Source organism: Candidatus Manganitrophaceae bacterium, from assembly GCA_016200325.1.
Lineage (GTDB): Bacteria > Nitrospirota > Nitrospiria > SBBL01 > Manganitrophaceae > Manganitrophus.
In genome coordinates, this window is record JACQEZ010000010.1 from 1 (window position 1) to 22,987 (window position 22,987).

A 22,987-nucleotide genomic window follows, 5' to 3' on the forward strand; every position below is an offset into this window, starting at 1 on the left:
ACAAGATCGGCGGCACCCACCATATTCCGATCCCCAGCATCCGTCTGAAGATGCTTCGAGAGGGGATCGAGGATTATGAATATCTCACCTTGGTAGCCGCCAAGAAAGAGCAGGCCGGCCTCGACGGGCAAGCGTGGGTGAGAGCCAACATCCTCGACCCTTACATGGCGGCGGTCGATCCGGCCGATGGGGTCCGCAAGTTCATCACCTACGTCTGGAATAAAAATCCGGGCGCTCCCACCTCCAGCACCGGACTGCTGCGCGCACGCGAAGAGCTGGCACAGATCCTCTCGCCGGAGGGGCCCGACTTTGGCCTCGGCGCTGCGCCGACCTCCAAGTCAGTCGGCCCCGGAGCGGCTGCTTCCTCACAGATATCGATCGCCTCATTGGCCGCCTTCAGCGGCGGGGTTGGGCTGACCTGCGCCCCATCCCATCCGGCGGTGACCTGCTCGCTTGTCCCTTCGACCGTCGCGGTTCCGAGTGACGGAAACACCACATCGACATTAACGGTCACGACGACCGCTGCAACACCGGTCGGTGCGCATTCCGTTTTGATCAGAGGTCAATCGGGGACGCTTGCGCATCAAGCGGTCTTTGGTCTGACCGTCCAAGCGCCGGCGCCGGCCCTTTCTTATAGCGATACGTTTAATCGGGACAATGGAGGTTTGGGAAGCAACTGGAATGAATACCTTCCCAACTTTGAAATCTTCAACGGTCAGATCCGAAATACCGATGCCAACGGCCAGGAGGCGCAGTTCGTCCGGCCGGTCGGGCCGGATCAAACCGTGGCCGCTAACTGTAAGATGCTCGTCGCTGAAAACAGCTGCGGGGTGATGGCCCGCTGGTCGAATGCCAATAATTTCTATTATGCCCGGATCGATGTCGGCCAGCAAAACATCGCTCTGTTCAGGCGGGTCGGCGGCGTCGTTACCCCGCTGGCGACGGCAAAGCGGCCGCTCCGCTACGACACCTATTATCGGATCCGTCTCGTGGCCAACGGTCCCTCCCTGACCGTCTATTTTGGAGACGAGACGGCGCCTGCGATCTCGCGGACCGACACCGCATTGAGCGGGGGAAATTATGCGGGGATTCGGTCGTATGCAACCGCGGCCTCGATGACCTGGTTGAATAACTTTACTCTGACCGGTCCTTGAGGCATAATAACGAATAAGGACCCGTTTGATTGTTAGAATAGGAGAAAGAGATGAAGCAGCGTCACCTTGCACTCATGTTAGGAATGATGGCCATCCTGATCGGCTCCCCCCGATTCTCTGTTGCCCAGGACGGGGAGGGACAGATGGAGATCATGGATGAAAACAAAGGACAACCCGACGCCCCGCCGCCACAAGAGGATCTCCCGCCGATGGCTTCGCCGGAGGCAATGGAAGAGAGCCCTTCTTCTAACCAGTCGGATGCGGAAGCGCCGACCCCCGATGAGACCCGACAATCGGAAGAGGCGCGGCAATTGGAAGAGATGAATCGGGGAATGGCCCAGGGCGAAAGTGGTGAGGCGTATGCAGACAAATTCGGTCTTAAAGAGGATGACCGACAGGAGGCGCCGTTCAACAATTAAAAGAGTGAAGCGGGTCTCGGTTCAATCCCGCTTTTTCGGCAGCGCCTCCATCGGGCCGGTCTCTTCGATCCGCACCGGATAGCCGGCGAGCTGATTGAAAATCTTTCGATCCAATTCGGGGGTTCTCTGGACGACGTAAACATTGATGCAGGGTCGGCCTTCGCAGGCGCCCAACGCGGTGCCGACGACCCCCGGAAACGACATCAATTCTTTGGTCTGCTCTTTGAGCACGTCGTTGAGTCTGCTCTCCGTCATCGATTTCTCTCCCGGAGAACCGGGGCTCCTGTCATTCGGATCGGCGGCATCCGCTGTCACGGCAAGGAGAAGGATCAGGCCGATCATCCACATCGCTGATTTCATCTTCGTAAAGAAATCCATTCTTGTTCTTTCCTGTTGATGAGGGGAGGGCGCCGTCCGGCCCCCTCCCCCTTCCGATCCGATTTCTACTTCTTTCCTCTGAATTACTTGCCGTCGATGGTGACAGCCAGTCCGGAGAGGACATCTTGGATATGGTTGGCGATCGCCGAGGTTCCGCTGTTGTTCCCGGCGAAGAGCAACCCGACCGGATTGGCATTCACATCATCGGTCACCAGAAGCGAACCGGAATCGCCCGCTTGGATGAAGGAGGTCGAGGCGCTGACGACGATCTGGTTGACAAAGGTTGCATTCCCCGACGCACCATAGTTGACCGTCATCGTTGCATTGATTCCGGTGACCGTTCCGTGGGTGAGGGAGGTCGTCCTCCCATATTTTTGAACCGCCTGTCCGACGGCCGCCGGGACGGCGGTGGAGCTTGGCACGCCATATCCGCCGGGAGGGGTGGCGTTGTTCAGAAGCGCGGTGGTGGTGCGGGCGATCGCCGCATCGACCGTATTGGTTCCCGATCCAAAATTAATCGTCACGAACCGGGAGAGGGTACCGAGGATATTGTTCCCATTCAAGACGCATCCGGTATCGACCAGGCCCGGCTGGACGACCTGGCTTCCGATCGGCGCCTGATTTTCCAACGCATAGACATGGTTGTTGCTGAGGGCATAGACATTCCCCGCCGCATCCTTCACCCGCGCCGCAATGGTGCCGGCCGAACACTCATTCACATTTCCGGTGGAAACGCCGATCGGAACCGGGGGAGGAAAGATCACCGTATTCGGGTTGGCGCCGCCACCGCCACCCCCACCCCCACCGCCACCCCCACCCGGCGGTTTACGGTGATGTCGTCGCAAATCGAAAAACTCTCCGGTGACTTTAACCGTCACCGGAAGGCCCTCCAGGCTGTCGGCAATCATGCCGGGGGGGACATTCTGTTTGGCGAAAACGATGACGGCCGGTTTGCCGTTATCGGAGAGGCCGGTCGCCGTTCCGACCACTTCAGGAATCGCCATCAGTTCCCGGGTATGGCGCTTGTGTACCGCGATCGCTGCTTTGATCTGCGGATCGTTTTCGTCGAGCTCTTGATCCGTTTCCTCTTGGACAACGGTTCCCTCGCGTAATTTCGCCTCCGCCTCACTCCCTTGATGCCATGCCGGTTTTCCCAGCCATTGGCTGATGGAGAACAGGGAGAGAAGCACGAATAAGGTCAGTGCAATCTTTCCGGTCTTCTTCATGGAATATATCCTTTCCGGGCGTCCTGCCCTTTCATGCGGGTGATACGTATCGTGACCCATTGCTGAGAGTCACTGATAAAAATGTTACACTAATTCTCCTAAGTGACGCCAGACTATTTTTCGATATTCTTTTAAGGTTTTGATCAAGAAATTCAGGTAGAGAAGAAATGCGACCTACAGGCTTTTTTGTCGATGATATGTCAATGAGAAAGGGGAGGGATCTTAAAAAAGAGGCGGTAAGAAATTACCGGATCGGTTCGCTGCCGGATGGTTTGAAGGTCAGCGCGGCGGAATTGATGCAATAACGGAGAAAGGTCGGTGCGGGGCCGTCGTTGAAGATATGTCCGAGGTGGCCGCCGCAGCGGGCGCAGTGGACCTCCGTCCGCGGCTCGGAGAGCTTCCGGTCGATCTTTGTACCGACGGCGTCGGCGAACATCGGCTGCCAGAAGCTGGGCCAGCCGGTTCCGCTGTCAAACTTTGTTTTGGAGGAGAAGAGGGTCTGATCACAGCCGGCGCAGTGGTAGGTTCCCTTCTCTTTGGAATCATGGTATTTATTTTTAAAAGGGGGCTCGGTCCATTCCTGGCGAAGCACCCGGTATTGCTCCGGGGTGAGGCTCGCCCGCCATTCGTCGTCCGATTTACTGACGGGGAAGGGCTCGCCCCCCTCCAACGCCCGGGCGACCTTCAGGCCGAGCGATTCTGTCGCGCCGAGGAGCGCCAGGCCGGCCAGCATTTTAAGACAGTGTCGTCGATCCATCAAAAAGGCTCCGATAAGGCTAGTTTATCGCGCTCGGTTGCCGAAGTAAAGATCCGAGCCGTTCCGATTGAAAAAATCATTGTGTGATAAGATGGGCGGCAGACCGCGATCGCTTTATCACAGCAGAGCGCCATTTGCGAGGGAGAAGATGAAAAGAGTGAGATGGAATGGAATGGGGTGGTGGATCGCGGTTTGGCTTGCTATCCTTTCCCAGATCGGCTCTGCCTCAGAGAATCCCGTACCCGGCACGCCGCCGGAGACCGCCACCTTCGCCGGCGGCTGCTTCTGGTGTATGGTTCCCCCTTTCGATACCCTCCCGGGGGTCATCTCGGTGACCTCCGGATATACCGGCGGTCATCTTGAGAATCCGACCTATCAGCAGGTCTCGGCCGGCGGAACGGGACATGCCGAGGCGGTGGAGGTGGTGTACGATTCGACGAAGATCGGGTATGAAAAATTGCTCGATGTCTTCTGGCACAACATCGACCCGGTCGCGGTCAACCGCCAATTCTGCGACTTCGGGGATCAATATCGGAGCGAGATCTTCTACCATACTGAGACGCAGAAGCGCCTGGCCGAGCAGTCGAAAGCGGCGATTGAGAAATCAGGCGCTTTCAGAGAGCCGATCACGACCAAGATTACCCCCGCCTCTCCCTTCTACAAGGCGGAGGAGTATCATCAGGCGTTCTATAAGAAAAGTCCGATCCGCTACAAATTTTATCGGTATCTCTGCGGGCGAGATCAGCGTCTCGAACAGCTGTGGGGAAAGGCACAGGCGGGACATTGAGCTGGAGCGACGGAAGGTGCGCCCCCATGCGCTTTTCCCCCGGATCGTCGCCGCAGGTTTAACTAATCGTCCTGCCCGCTCTCGATCTTTCCTGCTTTGCCGCCGCCGTAGAAGGTGTAGTTAATCGTCTGCAAGAACATCTCATTCATCGAGTCGAGGTTGGCGCTCATCTTCAGGATAATCTCCCGCAGCAGTTTATGAACCAGTCCGGGCTGCTGCTTTTCCATCTCATCGTAAAAAAACCGGTGGAGGAGCAGGAGCCGACCGTCGGCCGTCGCCTTGGCCCGGGAGGCATGCCGGCGGCTGACAAAGAAAGAGAGTTCCCCGAAGAATTGACCGGCCGAAATCGTCGCGATGACCTGTCGATGGCCGCTCGGGGTCTTCTTCGTAATCTCGACCGACCCGCGTTGAACGAGATAGATAATTCCCGGAATCTCGGTCTCTTTGTAGATCACTTCATTTTTCTTGTATTCTCGCTCTTCGAGGTTCTGGATCAGATACCGGAGTTCGTCGATCGTCAGTTCGGAAAAAAGAGGAAATTGCTTCAGCTCTTCGATGGTTGTTTTGGTGAGCATTCTTTTTCACCTCCTTCCGGTCAGTGAGGACGGGATCGCGCAGTGATGTTTAGACGTATTCCACTAACTGGCACAATATATGAGAGATCATCACTCCTGTCAATGCCCTTCGTCAATGAAAAAGAGCGGCCCTGGAGAGGGAAGGACCTTTTTCGATCGTCCTCTCCCGGCGCCGGTCGGACGTTGCAGCGATGGCGCCGGTCAGCGGCGGACGGGTCTGTTCGATCACGTCCCATTTTAAAAACAGGTGAAAAAAACGGAGAGGGGCGGTCCCGGACAGGCAGAACTCCTTGCTTTTTATTATTGACAGACAACTAAACCTTCCACCCTTAGTATATTGACTTCCTGGGCTCCTTCGAGGTAGATTAGGGGGTTCGAGCGTTCTTAAAAAAACCATGGAGGGATTAAAATGATGAAAAAGATCTTCGGTTTGGTTGGTGCATTTTTGATCGTTGTCGCCCTCGCGGGTGTGAGCCTTGCCAATAAGGCCGTCACCGGTGAAATCGTGAAGATCGACGGTGAGATGGTTTCGATCAAGGACAGCTCCGGAAAGGTTCAGCAGATTCATGTCGATCCCAAAGCGACCAAGAAGACCGGTGACCTGAAAGAGGGAGCCAAGGTCTCGGCCGAGGTGACCGACAAGGGTCATGCCGATTCGATTGAAGTCAAGAAATAGTCAGCGCCAGTGATCGGAACCTCCTCCCGGACTCAGCGAGTACGGGAGGAGGTTAACCCCCCTTTTTGTCACCCTTCCTTTCGGCATGATCGAGTCCACTCATCAATCGATGATCGACCGCGGCAGGCGCGCTCCGGCCCGGCTTAATGCGGCTTGATCACCTTTGCAAATGCGGTCGCTATGACGCGGTAGCCGGCGTTGGTCGGGTGGACGCTGTTGCGGTGAATCAGCCCTTTCTTCCCCAAAAAGGCGCTGTAGACATCGGCGACCGGGACATTGAATTCGGCGGCCACCTTCTCCAGGATCTGATTGAACAACGGGACCACCTGATCCGAGCCGGCGATCTCCGGTATGATATACAGATTATTGATATAGATCCGCGTGTTCGGCAGCGCTGTCCTCAACGCTTGGAAGATCTGCGTCAGGTTCGCCTGAAATTGACCCAGCACGGTCGTCACATCGGCGCCGTCCAAGATGGTGAAAAGATCGTTTCCTCCGACGGTGATTGTGATGTCGGTCGGCTCAAAGGCTTCAATCGCCTGCGGAACCTGATGTTCAAGGACCAGTTGACTGGTGGCGCCGGAGACCCCCGCATCGTTTAAGATCGTATTCGGAATGCTGTCGAAGACCCCCCAGTGATAGAGGAGATAGACATATCCCCGGGTGGCGGGGAGTGCCCCCTGACCTGCAGCGAGGCTATCCCCCAGCGCCATGTAACGGGTCGGCTGATCCAGGGGCTGGGTACTTTGCTTCGAAAGGGTTTCCGCCTGGACGGAGAGGGGCAATAGGAAAAAGGTGATTAAAATGATCGACCGACCCCATTTTTTTAAGAGCATAAGGCCTCCTCGGTTAAGCCTGTTCAACAGAACGCATTTCCATCTCCGGAACAATAAATAATGTTACCCGATTTTATTTCGAAATAAAATTTTAAAATTAGGCATAAACGGTATCGCCGATCACAGAAATAGAGGCTGTGGCTTCCAAAGAGGGGTCTATTGGCGTCGCGATTACATTCCGGGATTGACTTCTTTGTTCCGGTCAGCATACGATTAATTTGTTACACCATAATCACAAAACAATGGAGGAGCCCACATGTTGAAGAAAATTTTCGGTTTCATCGGTGCCTTTGCTCTCGTGATGGCGCTTGCCGGTGTCAGTCTCGCCGGAACCATCACAGGAGAAATTGTGAAGATCGAGGGCGATATGGTCTCGGTGAAGGACAGTGGCGGAAAGATCCATCAGATTCATGTTGACCCGGCGGCCACCAAGAAGAGCGGTGAGCTGAAACAGGGTGACAAGGTGAAGGCCGAAGTGGATGAAAAAGGCCATGCCAGCTCGGTTGAATCGCAGAAGAGCTAGCGCGCAGCATTCGCACGGAACATAGAGAGGCCCTCTCTTCCCAGTCCTGATCAAGAGAGGGCCTCAGATTTTTTGCCCGCCCGAATATCGCTGCGACCGCGCCGACTTTTTTTAAAGAGAAGACCGTCAAAACAAAAAGCCGATCTATTCTTTTTCCAACTCTTTTTCCAACCGATAGGGGAGAGAGACGGTGAAGGTCGCGCCTTTTCCATACTCGCTTCGGATGGAGACCCTCCCTTTAAGCAGCGTCACCAACTCTTTCACGATCGTGAGGCCCAGACCGCTTCCTCCCGACGTTCGGCTCTCCTCCGCCTGGTAGAAACTTTCGAAGACCCGCGACAGCGCCTCCGGCGCGATCCCGACGCCGGTGTCGGAGACCGCCATTTCGATCTCCTCCGTCGCCGGAAGATCCCGGGCGGAAATCACGATCACCCCCTGCTCGGTAAATTTAATGGCGTTGGTCAAGAGGTTTACGACGATCTGCTTTACCCGCAAGGGGTCGGAAACAATCGACGGGAGGGCGGAGGCCAGACCGTCACGGCGGATCGACAACCCTTTCCGGTCGGCCAAAGGCTTCATCTCTAGAGAGAGATCTTCCAGCAGCGGCGCAATCGCGATCGGCGCCAGATCCAGAGGCAACTTCCCCGACTCCATCCGGGCGAGGTCGAGGATGTTGTTGACCGGCTGGAGGAGGTCGTCGGCATTCCGCTGAATTCGCTCCAGCGCCGGCTTCTCTTCTTCTCCGATGGGGCCATCGGTCCCGTCGCGCAGCAGCGCGGTATAGCCGATGATGGCGTTGAGCGGGGTGCGGAGGTCGTGAAAGATCTGAGAGACGAATTCCGATTTAAACCGGTTGGCCCGCTCCGCCTCGGCGCGCAGCCTCTGTTCATTTTGCAACGCTTCGCGGCGCAGGCGGGCCAGTTCCAGGTGTGCGCCGACCCGCGCCATCAACTCCCGGGCCGAAAAAGGTTTAACGAGATAGTCGTCGGCGCCCGGCGGCTCCGTCCGCCACGGTTTCGACCCTCCAGCGGGCGCTCAGCAGGCGTCGAACATACTCGCGCATGTCGGTATTGTCATCCGCCAACAGGATGCGGGATCCGAGCGTCCGAACATCGGTTGGCGAGAGGTGAGCATGATCCGGACGGCGGTTTTGAGGCTCCGGGGGGCCGAGCGGATTGGCGGACCAATTGAAATTTCGAATCAGATAGCCTAATTCGCCGCCGCTGACGAGCCAATTTTCGAGGTGGGGATATTTTTCTGTCCGGACATAAAACGCTGAGCGACTCTCCTGAACAAAGCGAACCAAAATACTTCTCTGCAAGCATCGGATCGCTTTATTCTTCGCTGAAGAAAAAAGTCGCTTTCACCCGCTCCACCTCCATCAGGCGAACGATCTTTAGAAGCGCCTCGTGCATCTCCAAGACCTCTTTTTCGGAGAGATACTGTAAGCTGTGGAGCAGCTTCCCCTGAGACGGCTCCGGCGCTTGATCGACGATCCGCTTTCCGATAGCGGTGAGGTGAACCATGACGACGCGGCGATCGGGCGCGTCTCTTTTTCGGACCACATATCCCTTTGTTTCGAGGCGATCAATGATCCCAGAGACGGTCGAGATATGAAGGTACATCTTCTGGGTCAGCTCGCTGACCGACGTCCCGCCGTCGTGCCGGAGCGTTTTAAGGAGCCAGAGCTGGGGTCCCGTCACGCCGAACTCTTTTAACACCTCCTCGGAGTATTGCTGGATCGCTTTGAAGATTCTCCGGAACGATTGGACGATCTCCGCGATCGCCGTCTTTCTTGTAACTTTCTTTTTCGGCATTGGGTCTGTCCTCTTTATCGGTTGGGCCATTTTGACGAGGGACATCTCTTTGAGCGGCCTTTGTCGATGATCGCCGATCGGATCAGGACAAAAGCAAAGAAGCGGATCGGAGAGCGATCACTTAGCGCTTAATCACGATCTGCTCCGGCGGAGGCGGTGATAGAGATCAACAAGGATGAAAGAGAGCTTTTTGGGACGCGCGATCCGTTGAATCTGGATGACCTCGCCGATCTCCGATTGCAGATCGATCTGAAACGATTCGCTCTTGGCCACGCCGATGATCTGGCTCGGATAGACGCTCCGATGTCCGGTGATCAGAAAGCTCGTGACACAGGCGACGGCGGCATAGGAGGCGAGGAGCGGGCCGAAGAGCTCGATTGCCATCACCGAGGCGGCGATGGGGGTGTTCGTCGCCCCGGCCAAGACCGCCATCATGCCGATGGCGGCGAAGGTCCCCCGGTCCATCGACGTCATCTGCCCCCAGAGATCTCCCGCGGCGGCGCCGATAAAAAAAACCGGTGTGAGAATTCCGCCGCTCCCGCCCGATCCGAGCGTCACCGCCGTCGTGATCGTTTTCCAGAAAAACGCGCCGGAAGGAAGACCCTTCCCTTGCACCGCCTCTTCTATGCCGGAGATTCCGAGACCGAGATAGCTGTTTCCGACCGAGAGGGTCAATAGGATCAAAAGTATCCCGCCGGCCACCCCTTTCCAGGGCTTCCAGATGGGCCATCGTTTAAAGCCGCGCTCGACCCCTTCTAGGATCAAAATGAGCACCAACGCGATCAAGCCGAAAAAGAGGCCGGCGAGAAAGACTTTGAAAAAGGTCCACTCATCGATCGCAGGCACCAGGGTAACGGTGTGATGGAAGTAGGTCATGCCGAGGCGGGTGGCGACATGGTAGGCGATGATTCCGGAGACGAAGGAGGGGTAGAGGACATCATAAAGGAGCTGTCCCAAAAAGAGGACCTCGACGGCAAAGAGGGCGCCGGCGATCGGGGTGCCGAAGACCCCCGCGAAGCCTCCCGCGATGCCGCAGATCACCAGTTTTTTCCGATCATACGGAGAGAGACGAATCAGATTGGCGAAGGCCGAGGCGAGGCCGGCCCCGATTTGGGCGCACGGTCCTTCCTTCCCGGCGGAGCCGCCGGAGGCGATCGTGAGGATCGTCGCCAACAACTTGATCGGCACGACGCGGGGATCGATCCGGCCTTCCCGTTTGTGGATCGCCCAGATGACTTTCTCCGTTCCGTGTCCTTCCGCTTCCGGCGCGAAAACCCGGACCAATAGGCTGCTTAAAAAGAGGGTGATCGGCAGGAGAAGAAAGAAGTAAGGATAGGGTGCCGTCCGTTCGATGCCGCGCCGAAGGAGAATGAGAAAAAGCGCGGTCGACGCGCCGACGACCACGCCGACGAAGGCGGCCAGCGCGGTCCACTTCAACAGACTCAGCAGCAGGGTTCCTTGCTCGACAAAGATTCGGCGGTGGAGCGACATCCTTTTAATCGTCTCCTCCCGCAGAGGGGGATCGGTCGCTCCGGAAATTTTGGGATTTTCAGGAGACAAGTTTAACCTACTGTCGAGAGAAGTGGAGAGATATACCGTCCCGCCTTACCGAGCTTGAAGCTGTCTACCCTATCACACATCGGTTCGGCTGTCCATCATGGATCGGCGGTGCGATCTTCGCGGAGGCGGGCGCCCAATCCGATCCGTCCCTGCTCCTGCTTTTCATATTCCGGCCGTTCCACTTGGCTGGCATCGAACTCAAAGCGGACCGGGGAGGTGTTCCGTGCCGTGACGGTGACCGTTTGCGAAGCGATTTTCATGTGGGGATGCCAGGCGGTAATCTTGTAGGTTCCCGGGGGCAGCCCCTCGATGGAAAAGCGGCCGTCGGCGCCGGTGATCGCATAATAGGGGTTGTCGACCACAAAGGCCCAGTTCTGCATGAACTCATGCATGCCGCAGATCGTCTCAGTGATTTTGGTCGACGGTTTCAGTCGGATTGTCCCGGTCTGAGTCGATTTTACCGGGAGCGGCTGGTTCAGGACAATGTTGCCTCCCTCACTTTGATAGATCTGAATGTTGTGGATGACCGGGTCGTCATTGATGACATTGATTTTCTGATGCTGCTCCATTACGGAGACGAACGGCTCGAAGGTGCATTGGACCACGTGGAACTCTCCCGTCGGATGGCGAAACGGCTTTCCTTTTTGGACCGCTTGCACGGCGATGACCACATCCTGAAGCCCTCCTTCTTGGGAGCGCTTAAACTCCTGGAGGACCCGGTTCCCCTTGCCGTCCGAATCCCGCTTCTCGCAGAACGGACCGAAGGGGTAGAGGACGAGGTGAAAAAGACGGGGCGGGGGGACCTCTCCTTTGAGGGTGACCGTTCCAGTCACGGTGCCGCCGTTGCCGACGTTGATTTCCTCATAACCGAAGGCAGCCGGACCGGCCGACATTAAAACGATTCCGGCTAAAAATAGGGCTCCAAAGGCATTTCTCATCTTCATAAGGCCTCGCTGTGATCGAAAGGGGTTCCAATTGTCTGACTGACTTCCGCTTCTACTATTTTGTATACAAAATAATGGTCCATGTCAAGTAGTATAAAGGATAACCGGCAGGTAATGGGTCTTACAAAGATGACCGGGCGCATATCGGTAAAACGGCCTCGATAGCGCTATTTTACATCGATGTGCTCTCTTCGAAGAAATCCCAAGATTGACTTTCCCTCTATGGGACAGTGCGATGCGGGTGTTTTCCTGGGGAGCGCTACGGGCAGTGTCTGTTGAACCGAGCGCCTATTCAAAGAGGGAAGGGAATGATCAATCGACTGTGGCTCTTTGGCTTGGTTCTTTGTATCCCGTTGCTGGAGTTATTATCGGAGCGGTCGGCCTCGGCGCGCTCCAGCCGCAGCAGATTGTCGTTAAGACTGGATCTCCATGCTTTTTATCAATCCGTCGCGAATAAGATAGACATGCCGCGGGGGGCATGATCTCTTTCACCTGCATTTATTTCTTCCTTTGTTAAACGGTTAAACCGTTCAAATACAACCTATTATAAAATCGTAGCGTTCTTTTTCCGGGTCTGTCTATGATACAGAAGGAGTAGTGTCAATTTTGTGAAGCGAATTCCTCTTTTCTCGGCTAAATTCTTTATAATAAGATCATCGGGACGGGATCGTTGTTTTCAATTCTGACCGGTTGATCAATCACGAAAGGAAACGGGGTGGGGAGGGGGAGACTTCCGAAAGGGTGGTTCCGTGCGACCGAGTCGTTTGAAGCGGCCCTGTTTCACGGCGGATGGGGGGCGCGCCTGGCCTATCGGCTGGGGCTTCAGGGCGCGGTCGAGACCCGCTTGCACGCGCTCTCCCTTCCGACCGCGGCCCCTTCCATGCCGCCATTGCGCATCGGCTTTGCATCCGATTTTCACGCGGGGCCGCTGACCGATCCAAGGCTCCTCGCCCGCGCTTTCGAGTCGCTCGCCGCGGCCTCACCCCATCTTGTTCTGCTGGGAGGGGACTTCATCTCCTTCCGAACCGATGAAATCGATCTCTTTTGTGAGCAGGTGAGACGGCTCAATCCGCCCCACGGCATTTATGCCGTCTTGGGCAACCATGACCTCTGGGCCGATGATGCGATGATCGTAAAGCGGCTTGAATCGGCCGGGGTCCGCGTGTTGGTCAATGAGAATGTCCGGCTGGGAGGGCCGTTTGAAGCGCTCTTCGTCTGCGGGATCGATGATCCGGTCGCCGGAGATCCGGATCCGGCCGATACGTTCAGAGGGGCGGAGGGGACCCGGATTCTTCTGATGCATTCGCCGGGCGGTCTGCCGCTGCTGCGGGGGTATCGTTTCGACGTGGCATTCACCGGGCACACCCATGGTGGACAGATCGCTTTACCGGGAGGGATCCCGATCGTCCTGCCGCCGGGAAATGCCGGCCGCCGGTATGCACATGGAGAGTTTAAAGGTTCAAACGGTCAGGGCGTGTTGATCGTTAGCAAAGGGGTCGGACTGAGCGGCCTGCCGATCCGACTTTTTGCAAGGTCTGAAGTGCATCTCTGCACGATTCAGTGGCGAAGCCAGAAGAAGGAAGGAATGCTCTGATATCGGCAGATCCAAGCGCCGATGGGTCTCACCCGCACTCCGCGCTCGCTTTACCCCGTATTCCGCATTCCGGTTGCGATACAATTGATCGTCAATAAGATGGCGTGAATCAGCTCTTCGCGCTCTTTCTTTCCGAGCTTCTGGGAGCGGAGCTTTCGAATGAGGTTGACCTGGATGTAGTTGATCGGATCGATGAAAGGGTTGCGCAGCCGGATCGACTGCTGGAGGGTCGGATCGTTGGCGAGGATCTCCTCGGTTTCGGTGATCTTGCCGACGAGGTCGATCGTCAGCTCGAATTCGGATTGAATCCGTCCGAAGATCCGTTTTCTCAGCTCGGCGTCGCGGACGAGCCCCGCATAATGATGCGCGATGTGGATGTCGGCTTTGGCGAGGGTCATCTGAATATTGTCGATGAAGTTGTTGAAGAACGGCCAGGCGCGGTACATCTCCTGGAGGAGCGGGCCGTGCTCCGTCGGGTTTTTGTCGTAAAAGGTCTTGAAGGCGGACCCCACCGGAAACCAACCGCCGACCAGCTGGCGGCTCTGCGTCCAGGAGAAAATCCACGGGATGGCGCGCATATCTTGCATTGTCTTCCCTCCCCGCCGAAAAGCCGGTCGGGAGCCCATCTTGAGATGGCCGATCTCGGAGATCGGCGTCGCCTCCTGAAAATAACGATAGAGGTCGGAATCGCCGACCAGCTCTCCATAGAGCCTGTAGGCGATCTGAGAAATTTCCTCAAACGCCGCTTCATACCGGGCGATCCGCCGCGAGGCGGTCGTCGACGGCTCTTCATTCAAAGTCGCTTTGAGCACCCCGCTGATCAATAATTCCAAATTGTGGGTCGCCGTCCCCTGGTTGGCATATTTCGAGGAGATCACCTCACCCTGCTCCGTAATTTTAATCCGTCCCATCACCGTGTCGGGGGGTTGGGCGAGGATGGCGCGGTGGGTCGGTCCCCCGCCGCGGCCGACGCTGCCGCCGCGCCCGTGAAAGAGGGTGAGATGCACCTGATGCGCCTGCGCGACATCTCGGAGGATCTTCTGGGTTTTGTAAAGCTCCCAGCTCGAGGTCAAGACGCCGGAGTCTTTGCTGCTGTCGGAGTAGCCGAGCATGATCTCCTGCTGTCGTCCGCGGGCCAAGAGATTTTTCTGATATGCCTGATTTTTAAAGAGGCCATCCATGATATCGGGGGCCGACCGCAGGTCGTTGATCCGCTCGAAGAGGGGAGCGATGTCGAGCCCGCTCTCATAGCCGGCATCTTGCGTCGGGCCGCAGAGTCCTGCCTCCTTTGCGAGGAGCTGAACGATCAACACATCGCTCCGTTGCGCGGCAAGGCTGATGATGTAGCTGCCGATCGCTTCGGGGTCGATCGCTTCTTTGATCTTACGGATGCTTTTAAAGGTCTCGAGGACCTCCTGGTTTTCGGGAGAGAGGGTCAAGAAGGAAGGGATCAGGGGGCGAAGGGTGAGGAGCTCTTGGGTCAGGATCTCCACTTTCTTATTCTCATCGGCGGCGGCGTAGTCGGGATAGAGTTGCAGGCGCTCGAAGATCTCCTGGACGACCTTTCGATGCCGCTCGGCCTCTTGCCGGACGTCGAGGCGAGCGAGGTAAAAATCGAAGACCTGGACCCGCGTTAAAAGGGCATCGACCGCCATCTCGGCGGGGCGTTTCCCGGCATCCCCGACGAGGCTTCGCCGGAGGATTTCCAGATCGTCGATGAATTCGGAGGCGGAGCGATAGCCGCGGGCCGGCGCTTTATCCCTGGAGAGACTAAATCCCATCCGATGATCGATTTCGCTCCGGGTTGCTTCGAGCTTGAGTTTGATGAAGCCGAGCTTCTGCCGATACGGCTCGTACGGGTTTCGGCCGAGGAGGGGAGCGGCCTGCTCCGGAAAGCGCCCGGCGTCGTCCTGGATCGACATCAATAGCGCTTTGGAGACATCGACGAGGTATTTCGACTGGCTCAGCTCAATCGTCAGCTGATGGATCGACTCAAGGTAGAGATGAAAGATCAGCTCCTTCTGCCGGAGGACGGTCCACTCGGTGTCTTTGGCCGTGACGGATGGATTCCCGTCGCGATCGCCGCCGATCCAGGAGCCGAACCGCAAAAACGGCGGGATGATCATGTCGGTCTCTGGATACTGTCCTCGGATATGATCCCGAATATCGGCGTAGATCCGAGGGATGATCGGATAAAAGGTCTCCCGAAAATAGAAGAGGCCGTTGCTCACCTCTTCGCGCACCGTCGGGCGGTCGAGATGGATGTCGCCGGTCTGCCAGAGAAGGGTGATCTGGTTGAGGAGGTCTTGCTTGATCGCTTCGGTCTCCCGCGGTGTCCAGATCGGGCTCTCCCGCTTGAACATCAAGAGGTAGATCGTCCGGTATTTTTCCAAGATCGTCTGGCGCTTCGCCTCGGTCGGGTGGGCGGTGATCACCGGCATGATCCGCATCTGCGTCAGCTGCTCGTGCCAGGCGGCCGGATTTTTCCGATTCGCTTCGGCAAAATAATCGTCAAGCGATCCGTCGACCTGCCGGCCCCGCCGCTCCATCTCACGCCGCGCCTGCATCCCGAAATTTTCCTCCGCGACGTTCAGGAGATTGAACGAGAGATCGAAAGCGGAGACGAGCTGGGTGCAGGTGGGAAGGTCGAGCCGGTCGATCATTTGGAGGAGCTTTCGCTCGAGCGCCGGATTGTACCGGTCGCGCAGCTCGCGGCAGATCTTCCGGAATTGCTCGATCAGATTCACGAGCGGCTCCCCCCCCTGTTCCAGCAGGACCTGGCGGAGGAGCCCGTCGAGATAATCGATATCCCCCTGGAGCGGACGGAGCGGGTGCGGTCGGTTCGATTTGTTTGAATCTCCTTTGGCCATGCGGCTAATCTAACAGTCTTCACGCACGGAATCAAGAAATCTGTTTCTGCGGAGGGGGTGGATCGATCCTTTTTGGTGCCCCTTTTTGCGAACATTTTGTCGTTATTTCCGCCGCTGCCGAGCGGTTTCATCCGGATACGCAAATGGCAATCGAGGGGTAGAATCTTTCAGCTCGCCGTTTTTCGGACGCTGAAATAAAAAGGGCGCCCCGGTGTAGACCGGGGCGCCCCTGAAATGTGCGAGGGTCGGCTTAACTGCAGAGGCCGGCCTCTTTGCAGCTGGTGAAGGTGGTGTCGATCGAGCCGTTGTTCCCCTCGTCGACCTGGACCCCGCCGGTCGGCGTGTAGATCACGGCCAGGAGGCTGCTGCCGTGGGCGATGAGGAATCTGCCGGAGACCGGGCAGCTCTTTCCCTTCGGAACGAACGGCTCTTCTCCTTCCGGTGTGCTGATCGTGAAGGTCGTTGCAGCGCTGCCGGTGCAGCCGGACGAGATGGCGATTGCCCCATTGAGGGAGAGGGTCTCGCCCTTCGTGTCGACGTTGTTGATCGTTCTGGTCGTCGGCGTCAGGACCATCTTGAAATCGGTGAAGGTGACCTCCTGATTTGCCGCCGCGCTGCTGCTGGTGATCCTGGTTCCGCCGTTGAGGTCGACGGTGGTCGCTCCCGGCGTGCAGGCCGGCGCCGCATCGTGTGCCTCGGTTATGGTCATCGTCAGATTGACGGCGAGGGCGGTGTTCACCTCGAACGTCCCATCTCCGGTCTGGTCGACCTTAGAGGTCAGGGTCAGGTTATCGGTGAAGCTGCTCCCTTCAAAGCCGCAGGTTCCTGTGGTGGAATGAAAGGTGAGTCCTCCGGTGATGGCGGTTTCAGAAATGGAGCCTGAGAAGGTGGAATGGATCACGTAATTGCTATAAGTAAAAGTGAGGCCGAGCCCATTGTCTAAGAAAGTCGTTGCCAACGAGCCGTTGGTGACCGTGCCGCTTTCCGTGCAATTATCGTAAGTCGAGGTTGTGGTGTCGTCAAGAAAGTTCGAGGGGGTGTTGTTGTCGTCGGTCGTAACGGTGATTGTTCCCCCGCCGGAACACTGTGTCGAAGGGAGTGCCGTAACCTTCTCCCGTGCGGCGATGGCCGTCTTGACGGCGTCCAGCGCCTGACGGACCTGAACGGTCTCGCTTAACTCCGTTGATGTCCCCGGCTTCAATAAAGCGCCCAAGGAAGGGGGAGCGCCGCTGCCGCTTGCTGCGGAGGAGATGCTCGACGCCGCCAGGTTCAACGCGGTGGCAACCGCCTTCGAGGCGGTTCCGCCGACCTTGGCCGAAGCGCTCGGTGGGGGAGTCGGTGTCGGATTGTTGTTTGTCCCGCCGCCCCCGCCGCCACTGCCGCAAGCGTGCAGAAGGAGGAGAATCGAGAGAGACAAGCCTGAAAGAAGCATTTTTTGGGATCGTTTGAATGATGACATCATTTCCTCTGGTTGGGGTTTATTAATGTGTTGGTTTATGTTTAAAGTTGATGAGGATGAGCTTGGTGCGCCGATTTATAGCATAGCTCCAATAAAATAGTCAATAAAATTTGGTAGTAATTACTATTGGTACGAACCTTTCATTTATAGCAACCCAACAGGTTGAAACAGTCCCTATTCTGCGGATCAATGAGGCGGGAGAAACTGAATCCATTCCTTTAGCTTTGTTTATTCGTTGGTTCCGGCAATCATTCGAATCGAAGGACATGAAGCCGTCGAAGCGGGATTCCTTCACACCCTAAGAGAAGAGACCGGTGCTCGGTTCCAGAGGTTGACTTGGTTCCTGGTTCGGGCATACCATGTTTTAGCTGATTCAAACTTAATCGAGATGGAGATCATCATAAATGAGCAACCCTCCAATGAAAGTGGATGCCGGACGGCCGACCGCCTGGACCTACTTCGCCCAAGTCGGTTTCTTGCTTGCCCTTCTCGCGCTGTTTACGGCGATCGGGGCGGGATTCGGAGCGCGCTTTGAGCGATGGCATTTCCGGACCGGTTTCTCGCTCCTGCAATATGGCGCGCTCGGCGGGGCCGCGGCGGCGGTCATCTCTCTGATCGCCCTGGTCGGGCTTCGTCGTCGCGGAACCCGGGGGGAGATGACGATCGCGCTCCTCGGCTTTGCCATCGGCATCACCATCTTTGCGATTCCGTTGCAGTGGATGATGACGGCGCGACAGGTTCCACCGATTCACGACATCACCACCGATCCGCCCGATCAGGCGTTCGATAAAGCGCTTGCAGCGGCGCGGTCGTCCGGTTGGAAGTTGGTCGATGCGCGGAAAGAAGAGGGGAGGATCGAGGCGACCGACACCACTTTTTGGTTCGGTTTCAAAGATGACATCGTCGTCCGGATCACGCCGGCCGATCCGGGAAGCCGAATCGATGTCCGCTCCGTCTCGCGGGTCGGGAAGAGCGATGTCGGGACCAACGCGCGGCGGATTCAAAAATATCTCAGGAAGCTGGAAAAATCGTAAGAGAAGATCGATGCAATATTGACAGCGCGCCCTTCCTCCGGTATACCGAGATGAGATCCACGGAACACTTTTGGAGGGTCTCATGTTAAGACGGCGCCGCCGATCGGCCAGGGTTGTTTTTCTTCCCCTTCTTTTTATTCTCCTGCTTCTCTCCGGCCCCGCCGGCAGGGTGCAGGCTGCTTTCTCTCCGCATCCGGGCTTCTCCCGTCCCCTCTCGTCTTCTTTGCAAGAAGACCTCCGGATTCGGGGGGTTCCCCCGGCGTCGACGCAACGCCCGGAGACGGCGGAAGAGGCCGCCGTTCGAAAGCGGGCGCGCCTCGCCGCCGACCACTATCTCCTTTCGAACAAGGTCCTCTTCGGACATATCTTGGCCCGGCATGGCGCCGATGCAACGGTTCCGGGCAAGAGCCGATTTTTGAGGGGATATGATGTCCGCGCCGGGATTGATTACGTGTTAAAGAGTCCCGATGCACGAATTCAGGAGAACACCGAAGGCCGCCGCGGCTATCTCTTCGAGTTCTCCTATCGAACGCCGATCGGAATCAGTCCGGAGAAAAAAAAGTTGAGAACGATGCGGGTGGTGATCGATGCGCAGGGGCGGGTGATCACCGCTTTTCCGGTGAAATAAGATGGCGATTATCTTTTCGATCGGGGTCTCTGCAGACCGGACCGACCGACGACAGATCTTGCCTTTCGAGTCGGAGCTGCGCGGATACTTTCGGGGTCTTTCTTCTTTAAAAGGAATTTTGCCGACCGGCCTGACCGATCTCGATCCGTACGGCGACACCCGCTTCGAGGGAGAGCGACTCCTCCAATTGGAACAACAGGTCGAGGGGCTTCTCTCGATCTTGGAGCCGCTTTATCGGCAAGAGCGTTTGTCGGCGGAGCTGGAGCCGCCGAGGGTCGTCGGGTTGGAGCGCGATCCCGCCGGCGCGCCGTGCGGCCGCGCCGGCGCTCTCCACTTTCTGACTTCATTGAAAGATCTCTCCCGGCAGGCCCGGGAGAAAAACCTTCCCCTTCTGGCCCTCGGCGACTGAGGGCGATTCTCTGATCAAGAAAAAATAAGATTAAAAAGAGGTCGAGGAGATATTCCCGTGCATTCGGGAGAAGAGCTCCCAATCGAACGGCTTCGCTGCGATGCTATGGAGCGGGATCGCCTCGATTGCGCCTTCGCCCCGGGCGGCGAGAAGACAGCCGACGGCCCGCTCCGGACTCTCGATCAGCCGCTGTACCGTCTCATAAGCAAAATGCTGGGCGAGCGCCTTGTCTTGCGGCACCGGCGGCGCCCCGCGGAGGGTGTGGCCGAGGATCGTCGCCTTCGTCGCCACCGTTAATTGATAGCGGTCCTGTCCCCGCTGGACCGGCGGCCATTGGGCGATCGATTGGGCGATGTAGTCGACCAGCCCATGAACCCCGCCGAGCGGATGATGCCGATGCGGCGTCTTCTCCGCAACGACAAAGAGATGGCTCTTGTTCGGCACCCCCATCGACCGCTTGAGCGTTCCCAAGATCACCTGATCGATGTAAGCATCGGGGTCGGGGTGCTCGTTCACCAAGATTCCCTCCGCGCGGGCCTGGTGGGCGCAGGAGAGCGCAAGGTGTCCGGCGCCGGCCCCCATCACCTCGACGAAGAAGATGCTCCCCATCGCGGCACTGGTCGCTTTGAGCGACTGAAGAGAATGGTCGGCGAGTGCGACGGCGGAGTGGTAGCCGAGAGAGGTCGTCCCGGCGAGGTTGTCGTCGATCGTTCCGGGGAGGCCGACCACCTGGACGCCGAACTTCTCAAAGAGGGCGCGGGCGCCGCGAAGACTCCCATCTCCGCCGATGACGACGAGCGCGCCGTTTTCCAAATAAGGGGAGAGATTCCGCAGCGCGAGGGCTTGCACCTCTTCTTCTTTGAAATCTTCAAATCGGCTGCTTCCGATCGGGCTGCTGGAGAATCCGGCCATCCCGCGCATCTCCCGGTCGGTGAACCGCTCAATCCAATTGTTCGCCAATCCTAAAAAGCCGTGCCGAACGAAATGGACCGTGATCCCTTGACGGTCGCCGGCCGCGCGGAGCTCTTTGAGTGCGGCCCCCGCGCCGGCGAAGTCGCCGCCGGAGACGAGCGCCACGATCTGCCGGATCTGACGCGGCTTTAGTGTCACCCGTCCGATCCGCTCCCGCTCCACGGTCACCCACGCCTCGCGCGCCGTCCGCTCCCGCTCGGAGAGACCGACCGCCGTCGAGTAACCCGACAGCCGTCCGTTTTCATAGGCAAGAAGAACGACATTGTCCTGACCTTCTTTATATTCGCCGAACTCGGAGAAGGCTTCGTGGAACGGCCGCGGGTCGAGGTAGGTGATCAGCGCCCGCAGCGTCGAGCTGTGGGTGTAGAGGGAGACGACTCCCCCCTGGTGGGCTTGGGCGATCCGGTGAAATCCGTCGACGACATCGGCATAGAGGTCGAAGAAGGAGTTTCCGCCGGGATAACAATAGAGGGGGTGTTTGATCAGGCGCTTGGCTGTCTTCGCGTCGACGCCGAAGGCGCGGGCCGCCTCTTCGACCTCCGCGGTTTTCTCAAGGCCGGTCACCCAACCGAAATCTTGAGATTCCAGCGCGGGATCGACCGTCGCCTCGGGGAGGCCGCCGTCGTTCCGGGTCATCGCCGCGGTGACCCGCTCGAACAGTTGTCGGGTATTGGGGCTGCTGCTGATCTGGTGTCGGAACGTCTTGGGGTCGAGGTAGTTTTCGAGGTGGAGGAAATCGAGCTGCTGGCCGACGGCCCCGACCATTCGGGCGAGTGCCGCCCCGACCGCATCGGCTTTCGGAAGCCCCCGTCCCGGCTCCAGCGTGTTCGCCAGGCGCTGGCCGACCCGATGGGTCTTGCTCTCGACGCGGGAGACGCCGTGGCGCATGGTAAAGAGAAGGGCCCGTCCGGTGAGGTCGCGCGGCAGGAGCCAGAAGCGGTCGTCGCCGAGATCGAGGACGATCCGACCTTCCGACAACTGCGGCGTCAGCTGAGCGCGCGGAACGATCGCCACCGGCCGGCGTCCGAGCGGTTTCTGAATCGAGCGGATCGGACCGTGGAGCAGCGGTGCGAGTCGTCCTTCGGCCAAGAGCCGGTTCCAGGCGACATAAAAGACCAGCGGGTCGCCGCCGCAGCCGTCGTCGATTAATTTCCGTCGCGCGGCGCGGTAGCTCGCTGCGTTGTCGAATCCCTGTACGGCCCGATCGACGAAGGCCTGGAGCCGCGGGATCGCCTCGGCGGCCCGGCGGGCACGGTCGGCGGTGGGGGGGGGCGGTTCCGGGAAAGTCACCCCGTCGGGAGGCGAGCGTCTGGCCATCGCCTCGGCATAGTTCATTAATCCTTCGACGGAAATTAAAGGAAGCCCTGCAGGATTTGCATCCATTTCTCACCTCGCCTTGGGGGCCTCGTTAATAAAAGGATCCCAGTGAACCCAGTCTATAATATCAATTAGAATGAATCAAGATTTGTATGGAAGTGGGTTTGGATTATTTTATTTAGTCAACATCGATTGCATGCATCTGTGGGTGGCCCGCCTTCTTACCCTTATTCCGGATGCGCGTGGCGCCCTCGGCTCTAATTGTTGCGGGACAGGATTTGTTATCCCTCTCGTAGTAAGGAGGGAAGATAGAATCTAGAAGATAGAAGACAGAAGGCGGATCTAAAGAACATTGGAGCGGGGTTTCACCCCACCCCCCACCGTGGGGCCGTCTTGCCACGGCCCCTCCGGCTTCCCCAGGCAGCGGGTGGGGCTTCCCCCCCTGCTCCCCCCCACGGCCGAACTCGGCGCGACCGCACAAAGAGGTGCGGACTGCGCCTCAGACAGGCGCCCTGTAAAGGTAGATAGAACGATTCATTTATAGCGGTGGCGCACTGCGTCCTCGCTCCACCCATCCCCCCGTGGGGCCCTTTCTCTCCGACACAGCACGCCACCGAGGGGATAAACCCAAATCTAGTACTGTTTGTGTTTGAATTAAAAAAGATCGTAAGCGCCTGCGCGGCAAGGGCGTACTACGCCCCCCCCCTCTGCTGCGTTTTATATCAGACGTCTCACCGACCGAATCAGGTCACCTGTCGAAGCCCCATCCGCGGTGCCCTTCCGCGCGTGGTGCAAGTTGTGACCGTAAGGGGGGAGCGGGGGGGATCTCTCACCGGCTGCACGGGGGGGCCGGAGGGGGCCGGGCAGTCGGCCCCCACGTTGGGGGGTGGGTTAAAACCCCACGACCTTCGGCAGGCAATCCGCACACACAAGAACCGACCTCGCCGCGGCAACCCTTTTTTGAATTTCTGCAACGGGTCCTTTCTCCTCTCCCTCCGCGAGAGCGACACTAAAATATCTCTCCCTTCTATTCTAAATGAAGTCACCGCCCG

The 22,987-nt window shown here is 57.8% G+C and carries 21 protein-coding genes; 9 read left to right on the forward strand and 12 right to left on the reverse strand.

What is annotated here, in order from left to right:
* Nucleotides 1–1,154 (forward strand): DUF4091 domain-containing protein (locus tag HY282_07640; GenBank protein ID MBI3803622.1); only part of this gene is annotated, 1,154 nt, incomplete at its 5' end.
* A gap of 50 nt (nucleotides 1,155–1,204) precedes the next feature.
* The gene (locus HY282_07645) at nucleotides 1,205–1,573 is read left to right on the forward strand and encodes a hypothetical protein (GenBank protein ID MBI3803623.1); all 369 of its coding nucleotides are present in this window, start codon (nucleotides 1,205–1,207) and stop codon (nucleotides 1,571–1,573) included.
* A gap of 21 nt (nucleotides 1,574–1,594) precedes the next feature.
* On the opposite strand, the gene HY282_07650 is transcribed toward HY282_07645, so the two are convergent.
* The 3 genes from HY282_07650 to msrB form a co-directional block, all read right to left on the reverse strand.
* The gene (locus HY282_07650) at nucleotides 1,595–1,777 is read right to left on the reverse strand and encodes a hypothetical protein (GenBank protein ID MBI3803624.1); all 183 of its coding nucleotides are present in this window, start codon (nucleotides 1,775–1,777) and stop codon (nucleotides 1,595–1,597) included.
* A 257-nt stretch (nucleotides 1,778–2,034) separates the two neighbouring features.
* Nucleotides 2,035–3,177, reverse strand: coding sequence for a hypothetical protein (locus HY282_07655; protein ID MBI3803625.1), 1,143 nt, complete (start codon nucleotides 3,175–3,177; stop codon nucleotides 2,035–2,037).
* A 244-nt stretch (nucleotides 3,178–3,421) separates the two neighbouring features.
* On the reverse strand, nucleotides 3,422–3,934 hold the full coding sequence (msrB, locus tag HY282_07660; protein MBI3803626.1) for a peptide-methionine (R)-S-oxide reductase MsrB: 513 nt from the start codon (nucleotides 3,932–3,934) through the stop codon (nucleotides 3,422–3,424).
* Between the two features lie 172 nt (nucleotides 3,935–4,106).
* On the opposite strand from msrB, the gene msrA reads away from it, so the two are divergent.
* Nucleotides 4,107–4,721: a peptide-methionine (S)-S-oxide reductase MsrA gene (msrA, locus tag HY282_07665; GenBank protein MBI3803627.1), complete on the forward strand. Its 615-nt coding sequence runs from the start codon at nucleotides 4,107–4,109 to the stop codon at nucleotides 4,719–4,721.
* A 62-nt stretch (nucleotides 4,722–4,783) separates the two neighbouring features.
* Here msrA and HY282_07670 read toward each other — a convergent pair whose 3' ends face one another.
* The gene (locus HY282_07670) at nucleotides 4,784–5,296 is read right to left on the reverse strand and encodes a cyclic nucleotide-binding domain-containing protein (GenBank protein ID MBI3803628.1); all 513 of its coding nucleotides are present in this window, start codon (nucleotides 5,294–5,296) and stop codon (nucleotides 4,784–4,786) included.
* A gap of 409 nt (nucleotides 5,297–5,705) precedes the next feature.
* Between HY282_07670 and HY282_07675 the strand changes: the two genes are divergently transcribed.
* A complete protein-coding gene (locus tag HY282_07675) occupies nucleotides 5,706–5,972 on the forward strand; it encodes a hypothetical protein (protein MBI3803629.1) in 267 nt (88 codons plus the stop codon).
* A 143-nt stretch (nucleotides 5,973–6,115) separates the two neighbouring features.
* Here the strand turns inward: HY282_07675 and HY282_07680 are convergent, their stop codons facing one another.
* Nucleotides 6,116–6,808 (reverse strand): SGNH/GDSL hydrolase family protein, encoded by a 693-nt coding sequence (locus HY282_07680; protein MBI3803630.1) that lies wholly within the window; start codon nucleotides 6,806–6,808, stop codon nucleotides 6,116–6,118.
* 256 nt (nucleotides 6,809–7,064) lie between these two features.
* Between HY282_07680 and HY282_07685 the strand changes: the two genes are divergently transcribed.
* Entirely contained in the window at nucleotides 7,065–7,331 is a 267-nt protein-coding gene (locus HY282_07685) for a hypothetical protein (GenBank protein ID MBI3803631.1), read from the forward strand.
* A 144-nt stretch (nucleotides 7,332–7,475) separates the two neighbouring features.
* On the opposite strand, the gene HY282_07690 is transcribed toward HY282_07685, so the two are convergent.
* The 4 genes from HY282_07690 to HY282_07705 all read right to left on the reverse strand — a co-directional run bounded on the left by HY282_07690 (nucleotide 7,476) and on the right by HY282_07705 (nucleotide 11,652).
* Nucleotides 7,476–8,279: a HAMP domain-containing histidine kinase gene (locus tag HY282_07690; protein MBI3803632.1), complete on the reverse strand. Its 804-nt coding sequence runs from the start codon at nucleotides 8,277–8,279 to the stop codon at nucleotides 7,476–7,478.
* Between the two features lie 386 nt (nucleotides 8,280–8,665).
* Nucleotides 8,666–9,148: a winged helix-turn-helix transcriptional regulator gene (locus HY282_07695; GenBank protein ID MBI3803633.1), complete on the reverse strand. Its 483-nt coding sequence runs from the start codon at nucleotides 9,146–9,148 to the stop codon at nucleotides 8,666–8,668.
* A 132-nt stretch (nucleotides 9,149–9,280) separates the two neighbouring features.
* Nucleotides 9,281–10,639, reverse strand: coding sequence for a chloride channel protein (locus HY282_07700; protein ID MBI3803634.1), 1,359 nt, complete (start codon nucleotides 10,637–10,639; stop codon nucleotides 9,281–9,283).
* Between the two features lie 164 nt (nucleotides 10,640–10,803).
* Nucleotides 10,804–11,652 (reverse strand): carboxypeptidase regulatory-like domain-containing protein, encoded by an 849-nt coding sequence (locus HY282_07705; GenBank protein ID MBI3803635.1) that lies wholly within the window; start codon nucleotides 11,650–11,652, stop codon nucleotides 10,804–10,806.
* Nucleotides 11,653–12,367: 715 nt separating this feature from the next.
* Here HY282_07705 and HY282_07710 point away from each other — a divergent pair.
* Complete coding sequence (locus HY282_07710; protein MBI3803636.1) at nucleotides 12,368–13,246, forward strand: metallophosphoesterase; 879 nt, start codon at nucleotides 12,368–12,370, stop codon at nucleotides 13,244–13,246.
* A 50-nt stretch (nucleotides 13,247–13,296) separates the two neighbouring features.
* Here the strand turns inward: HY282_07710 and ppc are convergent, their stop codons facing one another.
* Together ppc and HY282_07720 are read right to left on the reverse strand one after the other, a co-directional pair.
* The gene (gene ppc / locus HY282_07715; GenBank protein ID MBI3803637.1) at nucleotides 13,297–16,116 is read right to left on the reverse strand and encodes a phosphoenolpyruvate carboxylase; all 2,820 of its coding nucleotides are present in this window, start codon (nucleotides 16,114–16,116) and stop codon (nucleotides 13,297–13,299) included.
* 250 nt (nucleotides 16,117–16,366) lie between these two features.
* The gene (locus HY282_07720; GenBank protein ID MBI3803638.1) at nucleotides 16,367–17,548 is read right to left on the reverse strand and encodes a hypothetical protein; all 1,182 of its coding nucleotides are present in this window, start codon (nucleotides 17,546–17,548) and stop codon (nucleotides 16,367–16,369) included.
* A 431-nt stretch (nucleotides 17,549–17,979) separates the two neighbouring features.
* Here HY282_07720 and HY282_07725 point away from each other — a divergent pair, with 431 nt between their 5' ends.
* The 3 genes from HY282_07725 to HY282_07735 all read left to right on the forward strand — a co-directional run bounded on the left by HY282_07725 (nucleotide 17,980) and on the right by HY282_07735 (nucleotide 19,646).
* Nucleotides 17,980–18,609: a DUF1499 domain-containing protein gene (locus HY282_07725; GenBank protein MBI3803639.1), complete on the forward strand. Its 630-nt coding sequence runs from the start codon at nucleotides 17,980–17,982 to the stop codon at nucleotides 18,607–18,609.
* 82 nt (nucleotides 18,610–18,691) lie between these two features.
* Nucleotides 18,692–19,237 (forward strand): hypothetical protein, encoded by a 546-nt coding sequence (locus HY282_07730; protein MBI3803640.1) that lies wholly within the window; start codon nucleotides 18,692–18,694, stop codon nucleotides 19,235–19,237.
* A gap of 1 nt (nucleotide 19,238) precedes the next feature.
* Nucleotides 19,239–19,646 (forward strand): hypothetical protein, encoded by a 408-nt coding sequence (locus HY282_07735; protein ID MBI3803641.1) that lies wholly within the window; start codon nucleotides 19,239–19,241, stop codon nucleotides 19,644–19,646.
* Nucleotides 19,647–19,676: 30 nt separating this feature from the next.
* Here HY282_07735 and HY282_07740 read toward each other — a convergent pair whose 3' ends face one another.
* Complete coding sequence (locus HY282_07740; protein MBI3803642.1) at nucleotides 19,677–22,001, reverse strand: 6-phosphofructokinase; 2,325 nt, start codon at nucleotides 21,999–22,001, stop codon at nucleotides 19,677–19,679.
* Nucleotides 22,002–22,987 lie beyond the last annotated feature (986 nt).